General features: G+C 47.0%; 18 protein-coding genes. 9 read left to right on the plus strand and 9 right to left on the minus strand.

All coding sequences use genetic code 11. From position 1 onward, the window contains the following. Positions 1 to 52 precede the first annotated feature (52 nt). A complete protein-coding gene (locus K4039_RS09120; protein ID WP_265234844.1) occupies positions 53 to 892 on the plus strand; it encodes an SPFH domain-containing protein in 840 nt (279 codons plus the stop codon). Here the strand turns inward: K4039_RS09120 and folP are convergent. The 7 genes from folP to psbD form a co-directional block, all read right to left on the minus strand. After that, on the minus strand, positions 883 to 1,746 hold the full coding sequence (gene folP, locus K4039_RS09125) for a dihydropteroate synthase (RefSeq protein WP_265234845.1): 864 nt from the start codon (positions 1,744 to 1,746) through the stop codon (positions 883 to 885). The two genes, K4039_RS09120 and folP, sit on opposite strands and share 10 nt — an antisense overlap. Positions 1,747 to 1,978: 232 nt before the next feature. Beyond that, positions 1,979 to 2,704 (minus strand): triose-phosphate isomerase, encoded by a 726-nt coding sequence (gene tpiA / locus K4039_RS09130; RefSeq protein ID WP_265234846.1) that lies wholly within the window; start codon positions 2,702 to 2,704, stop codon positions 1,979 to 1,981. A 68-nt stretch (positions 2,705 to 2,772) separates the two neighbouring features. Continuing rightward, a complete protein-coding gene (locus K4039_RS09135) occupies positions 2,773 to 2,958 on the minus strand; it encodes a PCP reductase family protein (protein WP_265234847.1) in 186 nt (61 codons plus the stop codon). A gap of 191 nt (positions 2,959 to 3,149) precedes the next feature. Continuing rightward, positions 3,150 to 6,977, minus strand: a complete 3,828-nt coding sequence (locus K4039_RS09140; RefSeq protein ID WP_265234848.1) for a GAF domain-containing protein — start codon at positions 6,975 to 6,977, stop codon at positions 3,150 to 3,152. 287 nt (positions 6,978 to 7,264) lie between these two features. Next, positions 7,265 to 7,387: a hypothetical protein gene (locus K4039_RS09145; RefSeq protein WP_265234849.1), complete on the minus strand. Its 123-nt coding sequence runs from the start codon at positions 7,385 to 7,387 to the stop codon at positions 7,265 to 7,267. Between the two features lie 115 nt (positions 7,388 to 7,502). Beyond that, positions 7,503 to 8,882: a photosystem II reaction center protein CP43 gene (psbC, locus tag K4039_RS09150; protein WP_265234850.1), complete on the minus strand. Its 1,380-nt coding sequence runs from the start codon at positions 8,880 to 8,882 to the stop codon at positions 7,503 to 7,505. A gap of 162 nt (positions 8,883 to 9,044) precedes the next feature. After that, a complete protein-coding gene (psbD, locus tag K4039_RS09155) occupies positions 9,045 to 10,103 on the minus strand; it encodes a photosystem II D2 protein (photosystem q(a) protein) (RefSeq protein ID WP_265234851.1) in 1,059 nt (352 codons plus the stop codon). Positions 10,104 to 10,304: 201 nt separating this feature from the next. Between psbD and K4039_RS09160 the strand changes: the two genes are divergently transcribed. The 6 genes from K4039_RS09160 (at position 10,305) to K4039_RS09185 (ending at position 17,643) form a co-directional block, all read left to right on the plus strand. Next, positions 10,305 to 10,871, plus strand: a complete 567-nt coding sequence (locus K4039_RS09160; protein WP_265234852.1) for a photosystem I assembly protein Ycf4 — start codon at positions 10,305 to 10,307, stop codon at positions 10,869 to 10,871. 170 nt (positions 10,872 to 11,041) lie between these two features. Continuing rightward, positions 11,042 to 11,836 (plus strand): peptidylprolyl isomerase, encoded by a 795-nt coding sequence (locus K4039_RS09165; RefSeq protein ID WP_265234853.1) that lies wholly within the window; start codon positions 11,042 to 11,044, stop codon positions 11,834 to 11,836. A gap of 151 nt (positions 11,837 to 11,987) precedes the next feature. After that, positions 11,988 to 13,202 carry a beta-ketoacyl-ACP synthase gene (locus K4039_RS09170; RefSeq protein WP_265234854.1) on the plus strand — a complete coding sequence of 405 codons (1,215 nt, stop codon included), beginning with the start codon at positions 11,988 to 11,990 and terminating at the stop codon, positions 13,200 to 13,202. Between the two features lie 333 nt (positions 13,203 to 13,535). Next, entirely contained in the window at positions 13,536 to 14,645 is a 1,110-nt protein-coding gene (locus tag K4039_RS09175) for an ATP-binding protein (RefSeq protein WP_265234855.1), read from the plus strand. 101 nt (positions 14,646 to 14,746) lie between these two features. Then, entirely contained in the window at positions 14,747 to 16,654 is a 1,908-nt protein-coding gene (mutL, locus tag K4039_RS09180) for a DNA mismatch repair endonuclease MutL (RefSeq protein WP_265234856.1), read from the plus strand. Between the two features lie 167 nt (positions 16,655 to 16,821). Next, positions 16,822 to 17,643 carry a SirB1 family protein gene (locus tag K4039_RS09185; protein ID WP_265234857.1) on the plus strand — a complete coding sequence of 274 codons (822 nt, stop codon included), beginning with the start codon at positions 16,822 to 16,824 and terminating at the stop codon, positions 17,641 to 17,643. Here the strand turns inward: K4039_RS09185 and K4039_RS09190 are convergent. Further along, positions 17,614 to 17,769 (minus strand): hypothetical protein, encoded by a 156-nt coding sequence (locus K4039_RS09190; RefSeq protein ID WP_265234858.1) that lies wholly within the window; start codon positions 17,767 to 17,769, stop codon positions 17,614 to 17,616. The genes K4039_RS09185 and K4039_RS09190 overlap by 30 nt on opposite strands. Positions 17,770 to 17,929: 160 nt before the next feature. Here K4039_RS09190 and K4039_RS09195 point away from each other — a divergent pair, with 160 nt between their 5' ends. Next, entirely contained in the window at positions 17,930 to 18,607 is a 678-nt protein-coding gene (locus tag K4039_RS09195; protein WP_265234859.1) for an alpha/beta hydrolase, read from the plus strand. Between the two features lie 149 nt (positions 18,608 to 18,756). On the opposite strand, the gene K4039_RS09200 is transcribed toward K4039_RS09195, so the two are convergent. Next, positions 18,757 to 19,221 carry an SRPBCC family protein gene (locus K4039_RS09200; protein ID WP_265234860.1) on the minus strand — a complete coding sequence of 155 codons (465 nt, stop codon included), beginning with the start codon at positions 19,219 to 19,221 and terminating at the stop codon, positions 18,757 to 18,759. Between the two features lie 77 nt (positions 19,222 to 19,298). Here K4039_RS09200 and K4039_RS09205 point away from each other — a divergent pair, with 77 nt between their 5' ends. Beyond that, positions 19,299 to 20,996 (plus strand): mechanosensitive ion channel, encoded by a 1,698-nt coding sequence (locus K4039_RS09205; RefSeq protein ID WP_265234861.1) that lies wholly within the window; start codon positions 19,299 to 19,301, stop codon positions 20,994 to 20,996. Positions 20,997 to 21,044: the final 48 nt, after the last annotated feature.

A 21,044-nucleotide genomic window follows, 5' to 3' on the forward strand; every position in this document is an offset into this window, starting at 1 on the left:
ATTAGAGTATATTCCCGATCGATTCTCAGTCAACCTTAGCAGGAAAGTAGAAATGGGGCAGTCTATTCTCACCATGCTGTTTGCGCTCATCCTCGGCTACGCTGTTAACTCAAGCGTGAAAATAGTCAGCGGTGGCGACGAAGCTTTAGTCGAACGTTTGGGTCAATACAAGCGCACCCTCAAGCCGGGATTCCACTTTATCAGTCCCCTGGTCGAAAAAGTCGTCTGCGTGGACACAAGCCGCGAACGAGTTTTAGACATTAAACCTCAATCAGCAATCACGGGCGATAATGTGGCCCTAGAAGTCGATGCCGTTGTGTATTGGCGGGTTGTGAATTTGCAGAAAGCTTATTATGGAATCGATCAAATTGAAAATGCGATCGCCAACTTAGTTTTAACTACGTTTCGCGCTGAAATTGGTCGATTGCCCATGCAAGACATCTTGAGTTCCCGAGATGACATGAATAAAAAGTTACTTAAGAAATTGGACGAAGCTACCGAAACTTGGGGCGTTAAAGTAATTCGCGTAGAAATTCAAAGCATTACACCTCCGAAAAGGGTGCAAGAAGCTATGGAAGAAGAACGCGCCACCAAGAGCGAATGGCAAGCAATGGTCAATAAGGCGATCGGCACTAAGGAGTATATGAGGCTCCTCGTTGAAGCTTTAGACTCCCATCCGAATAGCAAGCAAGTTTTGAATTACTTAGTAACCGAAAAATACTTAGAGGCTCAACAAAAATTAGGCGAAAGCGACAATGCCAAAATTCTGTTTATGGACCCGAAGAATATGTCAGAAGCTCTCAACAATTTGATGGATTCTATGCCGGATGTCGAGCCGCATACTCACGGGGGAGAACTCCAAGCAATCGACCAATCAACCGCTCAAGATTGATTTCTGAAGATGGCGTCGGCAACCAGACAAACATCGTGCATTTCTCTGACATCGTGAACTCGCAAGATATCTGCCAAATTTGCGATCGCACCTGTACAAGCCGCCGCTGTCCCCCAAATTCTTTGTTTAGCTTCCGGCTGCTGCAAAATCTGACCGATGAAGCTTTTGCGGGATACTCCGACTAAAATCGGACAGTCCAAAACACGAAATTTTGGCAACTGTTGCAGAATTTCCAAACTTTGACTGTAAGTCTTAGCAAAGCCAATACCGGGGTCGATAATTATCTGAGATTTGTCAATTCCCGCAGCAACTGCCGCTGCAATTCGACTCTGCAAAAAGTCCCCAATTTCCCCCATTAAATCCTGATAATCTGTGAGTTTTTGCATGGTCTGGGGAGTTCCCCGAATGTGCATCAAAATTATTGGTACTTGCAACTGGGCAACTGTTGACAGCATTTCCGAGTCAAAAGTTGCTCCCGAAATATCGTTGACAATATCAGCCCCCGCGTCAACCGCAGCTTTGGCAACCTGCGCTCTGGTAGTATCGACCGAAATCGGAACTGAGCCAAAAATATCGGCTTTTTGCCTCAGCATATTGACAACAGGTATAACGCGATCGAGTTCCTCGGCTAAGGATATTTCCGCTGCACCGGGCCGAGTAGATTGACCGCCAATATCAATAATATCTACCCCCGATTTTACCATATTTTCAGATTGCGCTAAAGCAGATTCTATGGTATTGAAATCGCCGCCGTCGCTAAAACTGTCAGGAGTTACGTTCAAAACGCCCATTAAATAAGTGCGTTTCCCCCACTCGAAAGTTTTATTTCTAATGGTTAATTTGCGATCGTTCATCAGTTATTTTAAATAGCTATAAGTTATTAGACAAGATTGCATTCATTTGCAAACCATCTTGAAATTATCTGCGTTGCATCGCCTTGTATCTGCGGTTGACAGGCTCGCATCAAAGATTTATGCAATCTTGTCTAATATTCGGGGCGGGCTAGAAGCCCACCCCACAAGAGTTTGATTATTTCTTGATATTCAATTGCAATTCTGAGCTATCTTACCAATTACAAATTACCAATTATTTATAATTGACAATTTTATCGAAACTCGCAGCTTCCAAACTCGCACCGCCTACCAAAACGCCATCAATCTCAGGCATCGCCATAACTTCATCAATATTCTCACCTTTGACAGAGCCGCCGTACTGAATTGGCACGTCAGGATTAATCAATTTACTGCGAATCAAACCAATAACTCGGTTAGCTTCCTTCGTTTCGCAAGTATCGCCAGTGCCGATCGCCCAAATCGGTTCATAAGCTATTACTAAGTTATCTTGATCAACACCAACCAAATCCTGAGCCAACTGAGATAAGATGTGAGATTCAGTTTCTCCGGCATCCCGCTGCTGCTTCGTCTCTCCCACGCACAGAATCGGAACTAAACCAGATTTCTGAGCAGCTTTCAGCCGCAAATTCACTGTTTCGTCAGTTTCGCCAAAATATTGCCGTCGTTCGCTGTGACCCACTATGACGTAGCGAACCCCAAGTTCTGTCAGCATTTGCCCGGAAATTTCGCCAGTATAAGCTCCCGACTCCTGCCAGTGGACGTTCTGAGCACCGAGTCTGATCCGGCTTCCGTGCAGGTTTTTCGAGAGGACACTCAAATCTGTGAAGGGAACGCAAAGCACGATTTCCCGTTCCTCTGGGGTTTCCGTCAGACAGGACATGAATCCTTGAAGAAACTCTAGGGATTCTGCCCTAGTTTTGTACATTTTCCAGTTGCCAGCTATAACTATTTTGCGCACTATTTTTTTAAATCCTTGTCCTTACAACGCATTTTATAGTCTAGAGCTTTAGGGTACATTTCGATCCCTTATTGCCCAAACTCGATGCGAGCTTGCTCAACTAGGTCAACTGTGATGACTTCGGTTTCGGCTTCGCGGGCTAGCTGCTCAATGCGGACGCGAGCTTGTCCCCGGACAAAATAGGGAATATTTTTGAGCTTGGTTTTGGCTTCGGGTGTCCATTTTAAATCGTTTGAGAATTCGGAATCTGGCATGGTGTATCGGTCGATCGACTACAAGCGCTCAGTTTTCAATTTTGACAAAAGTCTGTCTGATTATTGAATTTACCATGTTTTGGGGCGATCGGGCGATCGAACTAAACTAAAACGGCGGTTGAAACCGCGCCTAGACAAACTTGCGTCTTCAACCCGCGCACCATCCGGGTTTCGTTTGTGTAGACGCGGTTTCAACCGCCGAATCTTCTAATCGGAATCTCGATCGCCAACTCAGTACCTTTCCCTAATTCCGAACTACACTTAAAAACACCACCGTGTTTCTCTACCACAATTTGGTAACTAATTGACAGTCCCAATCCAGTACCTTTGCCCACCGGCTTAGTCGTGAAAAAAGGGTCAAATATGCGTTCTCTCATCGATTCCGAAATTCCAGAACCGTTGTCAGAAATCCGAATCACCGCGCTAGGAACATTGCCATTAAGTTGACCGACAGCAGTAGAGATTTTAATTTGAGGACTCACTGATTTGCGATCGACCAACTTGTCCGATTCCAAAGCATCGATCGCATTTCCGATGACATTCATAAACACCTGATTCAACTGTCCGGCATAACACTCAACCAGAGGCAAAGTGCCGTACTCTTTAACTAGCACAATGGGTGCACTGTCGGGATTAGACTTCAACCTGTGCTGCAAAATTAACAGCGTGCTGTCAATGCCTTCGTGAATATCAACCGCCTTCATTTGACTTTCATCCAGACGAGAGAAATTTCTCAAAGACAGAACAATTTGACGGATGCGATCGGCTCCCACCTTCATAGACAATAGCAACTTCGGCAAATCTTCGAGCAGAAATTCCAAGTCAATATTTTCGGTCAATTCAGCAATTTCAGGACTAGAATCGGGATATTGCTGCTGGTAAAGTTCCAGCAAAGTCAGCAAATTTTCAGTATAATCACTAGCGTGATTGAGATTACCGTAAATAAAATTAACGGGATTGTTAATTTCGTGAGCAATGCCTGCCACCAGTTGCCCCAAACCAGACATTTTTTCAGTCTGAATCAATTGAGCTTGAGTTTGCTGCAAATCCTTTAAATTTTGAGCAATTTGTGCTGATTGGTTTCTGGTTTGAGCCAGCAAATCGGCTTGTTGAATAGCTACACCTAACTGATTGGCAACTTGAGCTAAAAATTTAACTTCTGAACTTTCCCAGCAGCGCGGCCCAGAATGTTGATAAGCTGCCAACAAACCCCAAAGTTCTTGTCCCACAAAAATTGGTGCGATCGCATAAGCCTTCACCTGAAATTGCTCTAAAATACCGACGACACACTCCGAGTGACAAACTTGATAGATATCCTCAACGGCTAGAGTTTCATTATTGCGATACCTGCCGCCTCGGTGTTGCTGCAAATAAGTATCCTCCCAAACCGTATTGATATCTTCCCCTACCAATTTTTTCCAGCCATCTTTGACAAACTCAGCAACATATTCGCCTCCCCAATCAGAATTGAAGCGATATACAGCAATTCTATCAACTTGCATAAACTGACAAACTTCTTGAGTTGCTGTCTGAAAAATCGCGTTAATATCGAGAGATTCTCGAATCTTGACCACCACTTCAAACAGTATCCGCTGTTGCTCGGCAGCCCACTGGATATCGATCGTTTGCTGCCGCGTTTTGGCGAGCAAATCTGCTTGTTCTAATGCAACGCTCAACTGAGCTCCAACTTGCGTCACAAACTGAATTTCCGAACTGTTCCAATTGCGCGGACTGTCGCATTGGTGCACGCACAGCAAACCCCAAAGTGCGCTGCCATTCATCATTGGCATAATTATTTGCGCCTTAATTTGAAATTGAGCTAAAAGAGCAGTGTGGCAGTCTGAGAGTCCCGCATTTTCGATGTCTGGCAGCACTTGAATTTGTCCCTGACTGTATTTTTTTGCATACTTTTCGCTAAAGAAACGATCGTAAACTTTTACATTCATTGCTGAATCAAAAGCTGGCAAAACAGCTTCGGTAATAAATTCACCTTCATTAAAATTCAAATCAGGATCGAAGCGATAAATTCCAACTCTATCTGCATTTAAAATTCGCCGCAGTTCTGTAGTTGTCGTGCAAAAAATTGTATCTAAATCGAGAGATTGTCTAATTTTAGCAACAACCTCAAATAGTATCCGCTCCTGCTCGGCTGCCCGCTGCAAATCAACTGCTTGCTCCTGAGTTTGAGCGAGCAAATCTGCTTGTTCTAGGGCGATGCTGAGCTGAGCGGAAATTTGGGTAGCAAACTGAATTTCGGAAGATTCCCAGTGGCGGGGAGCCGAACACTGGTGCACGCACAGCAACCCCCAAAGGTCGTTGCCTTTCATCACCGGTGCAACTAAAGTAGCTTTCACCTGAAATTGCTCCAAAATTCCCCGAAAACAATCTGGCAGTCCCACTTGTCTGATGTCGGGCAGTGCGTGAACTCGCCCCCTAGAGTATAGCTGGGCGTATTTTTCTCCAAAGCAATGATCGTGCACTTTCACAGCCATTGCTGAGAGAAAATCTGGTAAAACATCTTCGGCAACGAATTCGCCATCCTTAAAATTCGATGCGGGATCGAAGCGGTAAACCCCAACGCGATCGGCATTTAAAGCCTGCCGCACTTCCTGGGACATTGTGCTAAAAATCCTGTTCAAGTCCAGGGATTCTCGCATTTTTGCCACCACTTCAAACAGCACTCGCTGCTGTTGGGTCAACTGCTGTAGTTGAGCTGTCCGCTCTTGAACTTGATTTTCTAAATTAGTGTTAAGTTCCTCTATTTGTTGGTCGAGTTGGTAGTGGTTAATTGCCTTAGAAAAATGGCTACCAAAAGTTTGTACGAGTTCAATTTCTTCAGCATTCCATTCGCGAATCTGAGCGGTTTTTGACTCTTTCCACGCTTCAAAAGATATCCGAGATTGGGCGAGCCGCCCGTCGGCATCAAACTGTCCTGCCCAGAGAGTTTCGGTGTCAAATTCTTCTCTAAAAATGCTCAAATAACCGAATATTTGCTGGCGGTTTCTGAGCGGTATGATTAAAATGCTGCGAATTTTTGTCGATCGAAATGCAGGTTGCAGGCTTCTCAAACTGCTAATTTTGTACAAGTCGGGAATTGCCCAAACCTGTTGCTCGCCCGACTTAAAATATTCGGGCCAGACGCTGTATTGCTCTACCTGCTGGTATTTTGCCGAAACTTGCATCCTCGGCCCTGATCCGCAAGTGTAGACTTTGGGTGCGCGAGTGGAATTGTCGGAGTTGGGTTCTAAACTGGTGACTTTGTTGCTGTCAAAAATGCACAGCCTGCCACCGGCTGCGTCTAGTGCAGCTACAGATTCTGCCAAAGCTGCTTGCAGTTCGATCGCGGGCTGGGAGTGCAGGGCTGCGGCGACGCGGTTGACGGCAGCTTCCCGCTGAGCTTTCGCTCTCGCGCGCGCCAGGAGGGTTGATTGGGCTATGGCGACGCCGAGGTGATCTGCCACCATCTGAACGCCTTGCAATTCGTCTTCTGGGACACTCCGGGACTCGGAGTGGTGAGATACCAACAACCCCCAGAATTCTTCGCCATGAAAAATTGGTACTGCTAAGGAAGCCTTGACGCCGAGTGCAGTCAAGTATTCAGCGTGGCAGGAGTCGATCGGCCTGTACCGCACTTCGTCGGGCAGCAGTTGGCCGGAAACCGCGTCGCGGCGGGGACTTTGGCCTAGCTGCCCGGAATCGATATCGGCGATCGATCGCACTTGTACTTGCGCGAACAGTTGGCGGGCGTGAAGGGGAATATCGTCTGCGGGAAAATGCAGCCCCAATAGCGATGGTAAGCGGTTGCCGTTAATTGATTCGGCAATCACTTCACCACTGCCATCGCTATGGAATTTGTAGATTTTTACTCTGTCTGTTCCCAAGAACGATTGAACTTCCGCTGCTGTGGCGCTGAGAATTTCTGGCAATTCTAGAGAGCGGCGAATGCGGTTGGCGATGCGATCGAGTAAATTTACTCGATCGTACATTACCTTGACATTTTGGATCTTTAATGAGTCCATTATTAATCTTTTGCTTTCCCAGCAATAATATTAAGTGGCTGAAAAGTCTTGTGCCTGTTACAAAAATAGACAAGCACAGGCATTTAATAAAATATGAATATCCAGTAGGGCGATGGTAGATGAGTTTTGCGCCGCTAGGGATCTGCCTTGACACTGCAACTTCCCATTGCAACTTTCAATTTTGTGTGATTAAAACTTTTCTACTCTCAATATAAACTTTGTAGAGCGTGCCTTGCAAGCTCTTTACCCGAACAAATTAAAATTGTCAAGTGTCAAGACTTGCAGAATCATTCAGAGAAAGGTCGATCGACTTTTGAGCCATTTTTTCCAGATATACCAACCTGACAACTAGAAAGCTCTTGATTTCCCAAAGCCACACAGTCTATTGCTTTTTTTATTCTTCCTGACATCCGTTATATCCCGTACATTGTTCGTTGCCGAACTTCCTTCTAGCCTAAAAAAGCTCCCGCCGTTAAGCAGGAGCTTTTTTAGATTAGACCATCAAATCAGCAAAAGCGCGATCGATTAGTCCAAATCAGGCATAGACAGCACAGCTTCATTTTCGCGATTGATACCTCTTTCAAAGCCAGCGACAGCCGCGCGAGCGCGACCAGCGTGCCACAAGTGGCCGACCAAGAAGAAGAAACCCATCACAAAGTGGAAACAGGCCAACCAAGAACGGGGAGAAGTATAGTTAAAGGCATTAACTTCAGTTGCCAAGCCGCCCACAGAGTTCAAAGAACCCAAAGGAGCGTGAGTCATGTACTCAGCAGCTCGGCGAGCTTGCCAAGGCTGAATATCGTTCTTGATTTTGTTCAAGTCCAAACCGTTAGTACCGCGCAAGGGTTCCAACCAAGGGCCTTGGAAATCCCAGAAACGCATCGTTTCACCGCCGAAAATGATTTCGCCAGTAGGAGAGCGCATCAGGTATTTACCCAGACCGGTAGGGCCTTGTGCAGAACCGACGTTAGCACCCAAGCGTTGGTCGCGGATCAGGAAGGTCAAAGCTTGCGCTTGAGAAGCTTCCGGGCCCGTCGGGCCGTAAAATTCGCTAGGGTAAGCAGTGTTGTTGAACCAGACAAAGCAGGCGGCGATGAAACCCATAAGGGACAAAGCGCCCAAGCTGTAAGACAGGTAAGCTTCACCAGACCAGATTAAAGCGCGGCGAGCCCAGCCGAAAGGCTTGGTCAAAATGTGCCAAACACCGCCACCGATACAAATCAAGCTGAGCCAGATGTGACCGCCGATGATGTCTTCCATGTTGTTGACGCTGACAATCCAGCCTTCGCCACCAAAAGGAGAGCGAGTCAAATAGCCAAAAATCACAGCGGGGTTGAGGGTTGGGTTCGTGATAATACGCACGTCGCCACCACCTGGAGCCCAAGTGTCATAGACACCGCCGAAGAACATGGCCTTAGCCACCAGCAGCAAGCAACCGCCACCCAATAAAATCAGGTGATAGCCGATGATGTTGGTCATCTGGTTCTTGTCTTTCCAGTCGTAGCCGAAGAAGGAAGAGTATTCTTCGAGAACTTCTGGGCCGCGAACGGCGTGATAAATGCCGCCCAAACCGAGAACAGCAGAGGAAATCAAGTGCAGAACACCGACTACGAAGAACGGGAAGATATCAATAACTTCACCGCCGGGGCCGACGCCCCAACCCAAAGTAGCGACGTGGGGCATCAAGATTAAGCCCTGTTCGTACATGGGTTTTTCTGGGATAAAGTGAGCGACTTCAAACAAAGTCATTGCTCCAGCCCAGAAAACGATCAAACCAGCGTGAGCGACGTGTGCGCCCAGCAGTTTGCCTGAGAGATTGATTAAACGAGCGTTGCCTGACCACCAAGCGAACCCGGAGGATTCTTGGTCGCGACCGCTTGCGTAGGAATTAGAGAGCGTTACCACGCGGTAGAACCTCCAACGATGTTAGGTTTAGGTTTTGGATTTCGGTTTTTTTGTTCCCCAGTAGGGTACGGGAGTACCGCGCCTGCGCTGGGGAATAGGGATTTGGATTTCAATTTGAATTTAAAAAACTTAAATTAATCTGAAATCCAAATCCTGATTTTTTTAAAGTGCGTTACCGCGAGGCAGAACTTCTTCTGGGAAGATGAAGTTTTCGTGGGGTTGGTCGGTCGGAGCCATCCAAGCACGGATGCCTTCGTTAAGCAGAATGTTCTTAGTGTAGAACGTTTCAAACTCAGGATCTTCAGCAGCGCGCAATTCTTGTGATACGAAGTCATAAGCACGCAGGTTTAATGCTAAACCGACGATACCAATGGAGCTCATCCACAAGCCTGTGACGGGCACGAACAACATGAAGAAGTGCAACCAACGTTTGTTGGAGAACGCAATTCCGAAGATTTGCGACCAAAAACGGTTAGCTGTCACCATCGAGTAGGTTTCTTCTGACTGAGTTGGGTTAAAAGCTGGGAAAGTGTTAGCACCTTCGCCATCTTCAAACAGGGTGTTTTCTACGGTTGCACCGTGAATAGCGCACAACAGCGCGCCGCCCAAGATGCCTGCAACGCCCATCATGTGGAAGGGGTTGAGCGTCCAGTTGTGGAAGCCTTGCAGGAAGAGTAGGAAGCGGAAAATTGCTGCGACGCCGAAACTAGGGGCGAAGAACCAACCTGATTGACCCAAGGGGTACAGCAGGAACACGGACACAAACACGGCGATGGGGCCGGTGAATGCGAGGGCGTTGTAGGGACGGATGCCGACTAAACGGGCAATTTCGATCTGACGCAGGCAGAAGCCGATCAGTGCGAAGGCGCCGTGAAGGGCGACAAATGTCCACAGGCCACCGAGTTGGAACCAGCGGGTGAAGTCCCACTGTGCTTCGGGGCCCCACAGGAATAGCAGGGAGTGTCCGAGGCTGTTGGCTGGGGTGGATACTGCGACGGTGAGGAAGTTGGCTCCTTCGAGGTAGGAGCTTGCCAAACCGTGGGTGTACCAGGAGGTAACGAAGGTGGTGCCTGTCAGCCAGCCACCGATGGATAGGTAGGCGCAGGGGAATAGCAGGATGCCAGACCAGCCTACGAAGACGAAGCGATCGCGCTTGAGCCAGTCGTCGAGTACATCAAAGATGCCTCGTTCGGTCTGGGCGCGTCCGACTGCGATTGTCATAGCTCTTAAATCCTCTTGCTTGTTAAAAGACCAAGGTTTCTAATTAAAGTTAACATAACTATATATTATAAGTTCATTAATTTTCAACTAAAACGGCAGGAGTTGATACAGAATCGCGATCGGCTAGTCGCGATCGCCCAGGCGAATTGTGACGCACAGGTGGGCTAGTTGAATTAAAATTTGGCTTTAAGGCTGTTTATTATGACTGCAAAAACAATGACCTCGATCGATTCTGTCCTGCGCTACCAGGTTTTGGGCTCTCGTCGCTTCAGCAATTTCTGGTGGGGGACGATTGTCACCATTGGAGGCACTGGTTTCCTGCTGTCGGGCATTTCCAGCTACTTGCACGTGAACTTGCTGCCTTTTTCTGACCCGACTAAGCTCATTTTCATCCCCCAAGGCATCGCGATGGGTTTCTACGGTGTCTGCGGCGTGCTGTTGGCGCTTTACCTGTGGCTGACTATTCTCTGGGATGTCGGTGGCGGATACAATGAGTTCGATCGCAAAACAGGTAACATTCGGATCTTTCGCTGGGGATTTCCCGGCAAAAACCGCAAAATTGATTTTACTTGCCAGACATCGGACGTGCAATCTGTGCGGGTCGATATTAAAGAAGGTCTCAATCCCCGCCGCAGTATTTATCTTAAGCTCAAAGACCGCCGTCAGTTTCCCCTGACTAGAGTCGGACAGCCGATTTCTTTGTCTGATGTGGAAAATCAAGCTGCCGAATTGGCTCGATTTTTGCAAGTTCCCCTAGAAGGACTTTAGGGATTTTCGATTTTCGATTTTCGATTGGTAATGTCTTGTAGGGTGCGCGGCTGCGCACCAAATCGATAAATCTAAAGTATGTACGCCGTGCACATTATCCCCGGTAAATCGATAAATCTAGGGTGCACGGCTGCACCTTATGTTGAGTCAAAGTGAAAATAAAAATGCAAATGCAAATCAAAATTCAGCGGTGGTTCTTCTCACTTTTAATAGTTGGTGCGCTATTTGTCGGGGGATGCGGTAGTTCCCCTGCTGCAAACTCAACTCCAACACCAAATCCGGCATCGGGTGAAAGTATTTCTTTGTCTCCATCTCCGTCTCCGTCTGCGTCTCCGCCTGCTGCTGTGGCGGCTGGTTCGCAATTTAGCAATTTGGCCCGCTTGACCGGAAAAGCAACGGTGGTGATGATCGTCAAAGGTGCTCCGATTACGATCGAACTTGACGGCACAAATGCCCCAATTACTGCCGGCAATTTTGTCGATTTGGTTCAGAAAGGAGTATACGACGGGCTGGTATTTCACCGAGTCGTGCGGGAACCTCAGCCTTTTGTAGTTCAGGGCGGCGACCCCCAGGGTAAAGACCCTAAATTCCCTACGGCGCGGCTCGGAACTGGCGGTTTTATTGACCCGAAAACTTCTACAGAACGCAGGATTCCTCTGGAAATTAAAGCTAAAGGTGCTGCAAACCCGACTTACAGCCAAACGCTACAAGAAGCTGGGGTTGCCCAGAAACCCGTGTTGATGCACACTCGCGGGGCTGTGGCTATGGCTCGATCGCAAAGTCCTGATTCGGCTTCTTCTCAGTTTTACTTTACTTTGACCGATGTGCCGTTTTTGGACGGTAGTTATGCGGTTTTTGGCTACGTGAAGCAAGGGATGGATGTAGTCGATCAGATTCAAGCGGGCGATCGCATTGAAAAGGCTACTGTTACTCAGGGTTTGGAAAATTTTAAACCTGTTAATTAGTCAGTTGACAGTTGACAGTTGACAGTTGACAGTAGACAGTAGACAGTAGACAGTAGACAGTAGTTAGTAGTTAGTAGTTAGTAGTTAGTAGTTAGTAGACACACAACTGCTTTCTGTTTTCTACTTTCTGCCGAAAGCAAGCTTTCTATTTATGGATGTTGTGGTTACGGGAATTGGTCTTGTTTCAGCTTTAGGTAATTTAGAAAATAGCTGGAAACAACTGTTGTCTGGGAATTGTGGCATTCGGAAGCATCAACCTTTTTTAGAACTTGAACCGCAGCTTTTGGCTTTGGTTGGTACAAAACCTGCTGATTTAATAACTTTAATTCGGCAGGTTTTGGCAGATGCTTTGCAAGATGCTGATTTGACTTTGCCTTTGCCTGATTGCGGAATTGCGATCGGCTCTAGCCGCGGCTTTCAGGCAAATTTGGAACAGTTGGCTAGGGAAGAAAGAAGGAAGAAGGAAGAGGGAAGAAGGAAGAGGGAAGAAGGAAGAGGGAAGAAGGAAGAGGGAAGGGAATTCTCAATGCCCAATTCCCAATTACTAATTCCCGATTCTCGATTTGTGGATTTTTTGCCTCACATGGGGGCGATCGCGGCGGCGAGGGCAATTGGCTCGACGGGGCCTGTATTCGCACCGATGGCTGCTTGTGCGACGGGCCTACAGTCGATCGCCCGCGCTGTTGATTTGATCCGCACCGGTGAGTGTCAGCGGGCGATCGCCGGTGCTGTGGAAGCCCCAATTACACCGCTGACTCTGGCTGGATTTAGCCGGATGGGTGCTTTGGCAAACACGGGCTGCTATCCGTTTGACGAACATCGGGAAGGCTTGGTGCTCGGCGAAGGCGGGGCTTTATTTGTATTAGAATCGGCTGAGTTGGCAAGCCGTCGTGGCGCTAAAATTTATGGTCGAATTTCTGGTTTTGGGTTTACAAATGATGCTTGTTATGCTACTGCGCCGGAGTTGGGTGGGAAAAGTGCGATCGCGGCGGTAACTCAATGTTTGAAACGCAGCAATTTATCGGCGGTTGATATAGATTTTATTCACGCTCATGGTACTGCAACTGATTTAAATGACCGACATGAAGCACTGTTAATTCAGAAATTGTTTCAGCAAGGAGTTGCTGTTAGTTCGACTAAGGGGGCTACGGGTCATACTTTGGGGGCTTCGGGTGCTTTGGGCGTGGCTTTTTGTTTGATGGGTATTAAATACCAAATGTTGCCACCTTGCGCTGGTATGAAAAAACCTGGGTTTGAGTTAGATTTTGTGCGCTGTGCCCGATCGACTATTGTGAGAAATGCGGTTTGTTTGAGTTTTGGCTTTGGCGGACAGAATGCTGCGGTTGTCTTATCTGGCGATCGTTAATTTTTGGCAATGAAAGGCGATCGGCATTTAAATTGTGCGCTCTTTCTAAAGTTAAAATCTTGTCATGCTCGCCGCTGAACTCGATCGCACATCCAATTAAAATCTCACAAATATTACCATATTTATGGATTTTAGTCAATTAATTAAGAATTTGCGCGAGATTGCTGCTGCTGTCTGAGTCTGGCTCTACATTCCCGCGATCGCCCTTTCCCGGCCAGGGATGCCAAAACATAGAGCCAGATTCAAGCAGTATTGTATTTTATCAACGCATCGATGCCGATCGGCGAAAATAGAAAAAAGAAACTGTTTAAATTAAGCATTAGGTATCATCTCATGGATCTGGCATCTCATCGATTTATGTCTTATTTTGAACCTCTGCAAGCTGCTCACCTGTGTCAAATAGCTGTATTGGAGAGTTTTGCTGAGGAAACGCTAGTTTTTGAAGAAGGAGAAACAGCCGATTTTTTATATCTAGTTTTAGAAGGTGAAGTCGAGTTTAGCAAGCGGATTGAAAACGGTAAATATCAAACTATTGCTGTCGCTAAGCCAGACGATTTTTTTGGCGAACTCGGAGTTTTAGACGGAGAGCCGCGCAGTGCTAGAGCTGTGGCATTTGGCGGCACGACTTTGGCAAAAATATGCCGCGAAGAACTAATAGCAACTCTAGAGTTTGCTAAAGGCAGTTCGGTACTGGAAATGTTTAGTTTCATTATTAAAAATTTGCGTTCTACGACAGATCAATATGTTAGCCAGTTCGTACACAAACAAAAAATGGTATTAGTAGGAGAAATGGTGAGTACAATCATTCACGATTTCAAAAGTCCTTTTACGGGAATTAAACTCTCCAGCGAAATGCTCAAAGAAATGCACCCGGATGAGGAAACTCAGGAGTGGTGCGAACTTATTCAATTACAAGTTCAGCGAATGTTGGGGATGGCTGAAGAAGTATTAGAATTTTCGCGAGGGAACTCTGTATTAAATAAAAAACCAGTCAATTTAATCCAGACATTGCAGCAGTTTGAAAAATTGAACAGAGTTTATTTTGATGCGGCAAAAGTAGATTTGGTGCTGCGGGTGACAGAAGTGATAGTGGAAGCGGACGAAAATAAGATTTTGCGCGTTTTGCAAAATCTAGTTGGGAATGCTGTTGAAGCTTTTGGCGGGCGCGGGGGGCGAGTTGAGATTATTGTGACACAAACCGAGGAGTGGGCAGAAATTAGCATTTACGATAACGGCCCAGGTATTCCGCCATCAATTCAGGACAAATTATTTGAACCGTTTGTGACCTACGGAAAGCGGACTGGTACTGGCTTGGGAACGGCGATTGCTAAGTCGATCGTTGATGCTCACAAAGGGGAAATTACCTATGAATCGGACAATGAAAAAGGGACAATTTTTTACATTCGATTGCCGAAAAATATTGCAGAAGCGGAGCAAGTTTAATTAGCAGACAGATATCAGGCTTTTCTCGATTTTCGTGAGATATAATGTGTAGCGAGTAGCAGAATCAAGTAGAATTTAATTAACGAACTGCTAAAAATCTGATGCCAGTTACTATTCAAACCTTACCCGCAGAAGTTATCAATTTAATTGCCGCCGGCGAAGTGATTGACTCGATCGCCGCTGCGGTACGAGAATTAGTTGAAAATTCTCTGGATGCTGGCGCAACTCGCATCGTTGTGTCTGTTTGGCCCGAACAGTGGCGGGTGCAAGTTGCAGATAATGGTACGGGAATGGATCTGGAAAATTTGCAACAGGCGGCTTCGCCTCACAGTACGAGCAAAATTACCACGGAAGCTGACCTTTACAAAATTGCTACTTTGGGATTTCGCGGGGAAGCTTTGCACAGTTTGGCTCAGTTGGGCTGTTTGGAGGTTTTGAGCAGGCCGAATGATTTGGGATTGGGGGATTTTTGGGAAAATCGAGAGTCTGCGGAAACCCCCCCCAGCCCCCCCTTGTTAAGGGGGGGAGTTGAGAATTCATCGTTTAACAAAGGTGGAGTTGAAAATGCTCGATCGGGCTGGCGGGTAGTTTACAACAACGCGGGCGTTGCTGTGGATCTGGAAACAGTGGCGATCGCCCCTGGTACGGTGGTGAATGTGGATAATTTGTTTGGCAATTGGCCTGTGCGCCGCACTTTTTTGTCGCCGGCACAGCAAATGCGATCGATCCAATCAATTATTCAGCAAATAGCTATTTGTCACCCGCACGTTAATTGGCAGTTGCGTCAAGCAAATACGCCTTGTTTTTATGTAACTTCTGCCAGCACAGCGGCACAAATTTTGCCTCAATTTGTGCGCGGTGTGCGATCGAGCGATTTACAATATTTAAAGTTAGATTTGCCTGCGAGTCCTCAAAATCAGCAAGCAGCAAATTTTTTGCGAGAAACTCAACTTGTGGGAGCTACAAGCAAGCACAATTATCAATTACCTGCTGCTACTTCTCAATCATCTGTTACCAATTCCCAGTCTTTGGAATTAGTAATTGGTTTGCCCGATCGCTGTCACCGCAGGCGGCCGGATTGGGTTAAGGTGGCGGTGAATCGGCGGGTTGTGCGATCGCCCCAATTAGAGCAAACTATTCTCAGCGCCTTCGCCCGCACTTGTCCGCGCGATCGCTATCCTGTGTGTTTTGTTCACCTACAACTCTTCCCCTCGGAAATCGACTGGAACCGCCACCCGGCTAAAGTGGAAATTTATCTGCACGATCCGAGTTTTTGGCAAGCACAAGTTGGCGCTGCAATCGATCGGGCTTTGCACCTGAATGATGAGGTTTTGCCAGATCCTCCAATTCCCGATCGCGTGGGACAATTGCTGAAGGCATCGGAACAGAAAAGTGCTTACAGTGTAGGGGTTTCGGCTCGCCAGAATGATGAAGGGTGCCAAGATACAAAAAGTCGTAAAATAGGATTGATGGAACTGAGGGCGATCGCACAAGTTCACAATACTTACATTGTGGCCGAACATTCCAGCGGAATGTGGTTGATAGAACAACACATCGCTCACGAGCGCGTTTTGTACGAACACATCTGCGCTGATTGGCAGTTAAAATCTCTCGAAAAACCAGTAATTCTCAGTCAATTATCTGCCCTGCAAATCGAGAATTTGTCGCGCTTGGGTTTGGAGGTAGAAACATTTGGCGAACAGCTATGGGCGGCGCGAGAAGTGCCTGAATTGTTGGCCGATCGAGATGACTGTGCGGCTGCGCTTTTTGAACTCAGTAAAGTCGCAGATTTGCAAGCTGCTCAAGTTGCTACTGCTTGTCGCAGCGCTATGCGTAACGGTACTCCTTTGAGTCTTTTGCAAATGCAAAATTTGTTGGATGAATGGCAGCAAACTCGCAATCCGCGCACTTGTCCTCACGGACGCCCTATCTATTTTGCTTTGGAAGAATCGACTCTGGCTCGAATTTTTCGCCGCAGTTGGGTAATTGGTAAAAGTCACGGGATTTGAAAGTTAAAAGTTATGTTGTAAGGTGCGCGTTACATACAAAACTGTTTTTTTTAACCGCAGAGGGCGCAGAGAACGCAGAGAGGAAGAGTAGAGAGATGTTTTTAATGTTTTTTTGGGCAACAGGATATTCGGATAAAATGTCAATTAAAATCAAATAAATCATTAATATGGACTTTTCAAGAGCCAGACAACTCTTTTATCAAGAAATTAATCAGCCTGATGGTTCGATCGACCTGGCGAAAGCTGCACTGTATCTGGCTTTGGAAGAATACCCGAATTTAGAGCCGGAAGCGTATCTCAATGTTCTCGATTCGATCGCCGATCAAGTGCGCGATCGCCTCCCGCCACAGAATTATCCGCTGCGGATCATTCAAACAATTAACCGCTATCTGTACGAGGATTTGGAATTTTCCGGCAACGATGTTGATTATTATGACCCCCGCAATAGCTTTTTGAATCAAGTGATCGATCGCCGCACTGGCATTCCCATCTCTTTATCATTGGTTTATTTGGAGGTTGCTAAGCGCATTGATTTTCCGATGGTGGGGATTGGGATGCCGGGACATTTTTTAATTAAGCCGGATTTTGAAGATGCTGGGATTTTTGTGGATGCGTTTAATGGTGGCGAAATACTATTTCCTGAAGATTGTCAAGGGAGACTTTCTCAACTTTACGGTCAACCGATGGAGTTGCAACCGGCTTTTCTCGCCCCGGTAAGTCCGCGGCAGTTGTTGGGGCGAATGCTGGGGAATTTGAAGGCGATTTACTTCCAACAGGGTGATGCTATGAGGTTTCTCGCGGCGATCGATCGGATTTTGCTGCTGTTTCCCGATGCGCTGTTGGAAAGGCGCGATCGCGGAATTCTCTACTATCAACTGGGGCGCTTGGCGGAGGCGCGCCACGATTTGGAACTATACCTGACAAATGCTCCGAATGCTGAGGATGCTGCTAGAATTCGCCTATTGCTCGAAAGGCTCGACCAGAACTAACTTAAATGGGCGATCGCACAACATCGCATCCCAAGCCACACTCGATAAACTGCTGCTGGACAGCCCAATATCGCTCTTATAAGTTTTGCAAAGCTCGATGAATTCTTGCAAATCTGGGTATAACATATAACCGAGCGATTAACACCTATCTTTTGATAGGTTACATTTGCTCGACCTGACTGTAAAATATTATGTCATTTACGGAAGTCCTGAGTCCACTTTCCCCACTGGTACCCGCAGAGACGATCGATCGAAACAGTATTTTGACGTAAAAAGGCACAAACCCATGAACTTTAAGTTTCAACCAAATTATCTCAACGGAATGCAGCTACAGTCAGCCCATTTTACCAAAAAAATGTCAAAGTCTTTATCATTAGGTTTGGCACTTTTAATCTCGACAAGTGCAGTATTTCTCAACAGCGGCAAAGCTTTTGCACTAGACAATGTTACCGTAAAATACGGTGCAGTTGACGTAACTTTACCGATGAGCGACTTGCAAAGCTTTGCACAAACCGGCAAAGCATCACCTCAACTGCAAAGCGTTCTGAATTTGTCGAAACAAAGTCCCGATTCGGTACGCGAAATATTAACGCGAGAAGTGGCTTTAGATTCCCAATTAGTAACGCGGTTGGCAAATACTTATTTTGGGGAAATTGTTTTCAAAGAATTGGGCGACGTTGCTTATACGCCGACAACTAGGCTGCAAAGCGCGCCGGCACTGCGCGATGCCTTACTCGCAGCTTCCAAAGATGGCAAAATATCGCTGATCGAAGTGATTCAAAATTACGGGCCTGCTGCTTTAGAAGTGAATGGCAATCAAGCGGTGGCCATCTATCAGCGAGTCATCAAAGATTTGCAAGATATGCAGGCTTTATATCAGAATTCCCCAGCTTTGCAAAATACGGCAGGTCAAGCAAGACAAATGATTTGTCAGCCCAATTCATCATCGGGGGCTGGGAAGTAAATAACTGAAATTGTTGGAATTAAGAAATCAGAAATCGGGAATTGGGAATTGGAAATTGGGAGTTGCTAATTGCGAATTGGTGCTGCTTTTTCTATTAATCTTGAGGTTTCAACTATTGCCAATTACCGATTCCCAATTACCGTTACCGATTAGCTATTACTAATTTTTTCCGATAATTGCTCCGCTACTCGTTTGAGTCGGCGGAGTTGGTCTTTCATGTCTTTCTTGGTCAAAGAAGCTGCAAAGCGATTGAAACCAAATCTAATTAAAGGATTGGGGATTTGAAATTCAAAGCGGTTAATCAAGAGAGTTCCTTGGATTTGGGGCTGACATTCCCAGCGATCGCATCCTTTGAAAAATCCGTCGAACCCCCACACAATTAAACCGGGTTGTCGCTCCAACACTACGCTCTCTAAAGTGGGTTGCAAAACCGGAATTTTTATGATAAATAAGCTGCGACTTCCCACAGCAGTATCCCATTCGCCTTCAGGATCGCAGCGCAGTATGGGATTCAGCCATTTGTGCATTAAAGTGCGATCGACTATACAGCGCTCAACCAAGGTAGCAGCAGCGCGAATTTCAATAGATTGCTCGAAAACTTGACGAATTGACATGGAAACCTGCAAGCTAGAAGCGTATTCTTACAGTTTCTTATCTTGTTTGTCAAATCTGACGTTAATCTGAGAAAAAAATGAATCAAACTTGGCAAGAAATAACTCAACCGATATCGGGCCCAATGGTGGCTTTGTCCGATGGCTTACGCCCCGCTACGCTACGCATTTTAGCACAGGCCCCGGCAGCCACGAATCCGCTGGCAGATGCCGAACGCGGAATTAACAATTTTGTGGTGGGTTCAAACATTGAGAATCTGATCTGGGCGATCGGTATCCTGCTAATTGGCTTGATCGTATCAGCCCTCGTCTCATCCCTAGTTGGGGGATTGCTCAAGAAGACGACGATCGACAACCGACTGGCTGGTTGGATTACTGGCCGCCCGGAAGGAGAAGGCTCCCCGCAAGTGGAAAAATGGATTTCCGGTGCGGTATTCTGGATCATTTTTATCTTTTTCCTAGTTGCCTTTTTCAACCGGCTGAATCTAACGGCTGTCTCGCAACCCCTCAATACATTTCTCAATCAAATTGCCGGTGCTTTGCCTAAGTTAGCCAAAGCCCTAATTTTTCTGGGGATTGCTTGGGTGTTGGCGACAGTTGCCAAATTGGCATTATCGCGGGCGATGCGGAGTTTTGGCGTAGACGAGCGCTTGAATCAGCAGGTGGGGAATGCACCTACCGAGAATCCTTTGCTGCTGAGCGAGACTCTGGCGAATGCGCTGTACTGGTTCATTTTTCTGCTGTTTTTGCCGTCGGTTCTCGAATCGCTGGAATTGCAGCAGGCTTTGCTACCAGTTAATAATTTGCTGAACCAAATTTTGGCGGCAATTCCAAAAATCCTGGAAGCTTTGGTGATTGGGTTTATCGGCTGGCTGCTGGCTCAAGTGGTGCAGCGGATTGTCACGAATCTGCTGGCTGCTGCTGGGGCGGACAGTTTGGGCGCTCGGTTTGGCATTTCCCGGAGTTCGGGCGGACAATCGCTGTCGTGGATTATCGGTACGATCGTCTACGTGTTGATTTTGATTCCCACGGCGATCGCAGCTTTGAACGCTTTGGACATCCAAGCGATTTCCTTGCCGGCAATCGCGATGCTCAACACGATTCTGGGCGCGCTTCCCAACATTTTTACAGCAGCGATAATTCTGGCCGTTGCTTACATTTTGGGGCGCTGGATCGGCGATTTGGTAACGAATATCTTGACGGGAATTGGCTTTAACAATGTCTTTTCTTGGTTGGGAATGCAGCCGAAACAGCCGCTGCGACTACCGCCTAGTTCGATCGATCCTGAAGCAACGATTCTTCAGGAACCGGAACTTCCTGCGCGCACGCCTTCGGAGTTTGTCGGCATTGTGGTGCAGGTGGGCATCCTCCTGTTTGCGGTGGTGGCTGCTACCGATGTGCTGAGGATTCCAGCGCTGACAGCGATTGTCAGCGGTATTGTGCTGGTTGCAGGTAGAGTGCTGGCCGGTTTGGTCGTATTTGCGATCGGCTTGTATTTGGCGAACCTGGCCTTTAGTTTGATTGCTAGTTCTGGAACTCGCCAAGCGCGGTTGTTGGGCCAAACGGCTCGCATCGCGATTATTGCTTTTGTGGCGGCATTAGCGCTGCAACAGATGGGCATTGGCAGCGATATTGTGAATTTGGCTTTCGGGCTGTTGCTGGGGGCGATCGCAGTTGGAATTGCTCTAGCCTTTGGTTTGGGTGGGCGCGACATTGCGGCCAACGAACTTCGCGAATGGTTAGCGTCGTTTAAACAAGATAAAACGCCGCGTTTGTAACTCTATAAAATGGCGTTTGTCAAGTACAAACGCCATTTTTTTATGGTT

The organism is Lyngbya sp. CCAP 1446/10 (assembly GCF_026130175.1).
In the GTDB taxonomy this organism is placed as follows: domain Bacteria; phylum Cyanobacteriota; class Cyanobacteriia; order Cyanobacteriales; family Microcoleaceae; genus Microcoleus.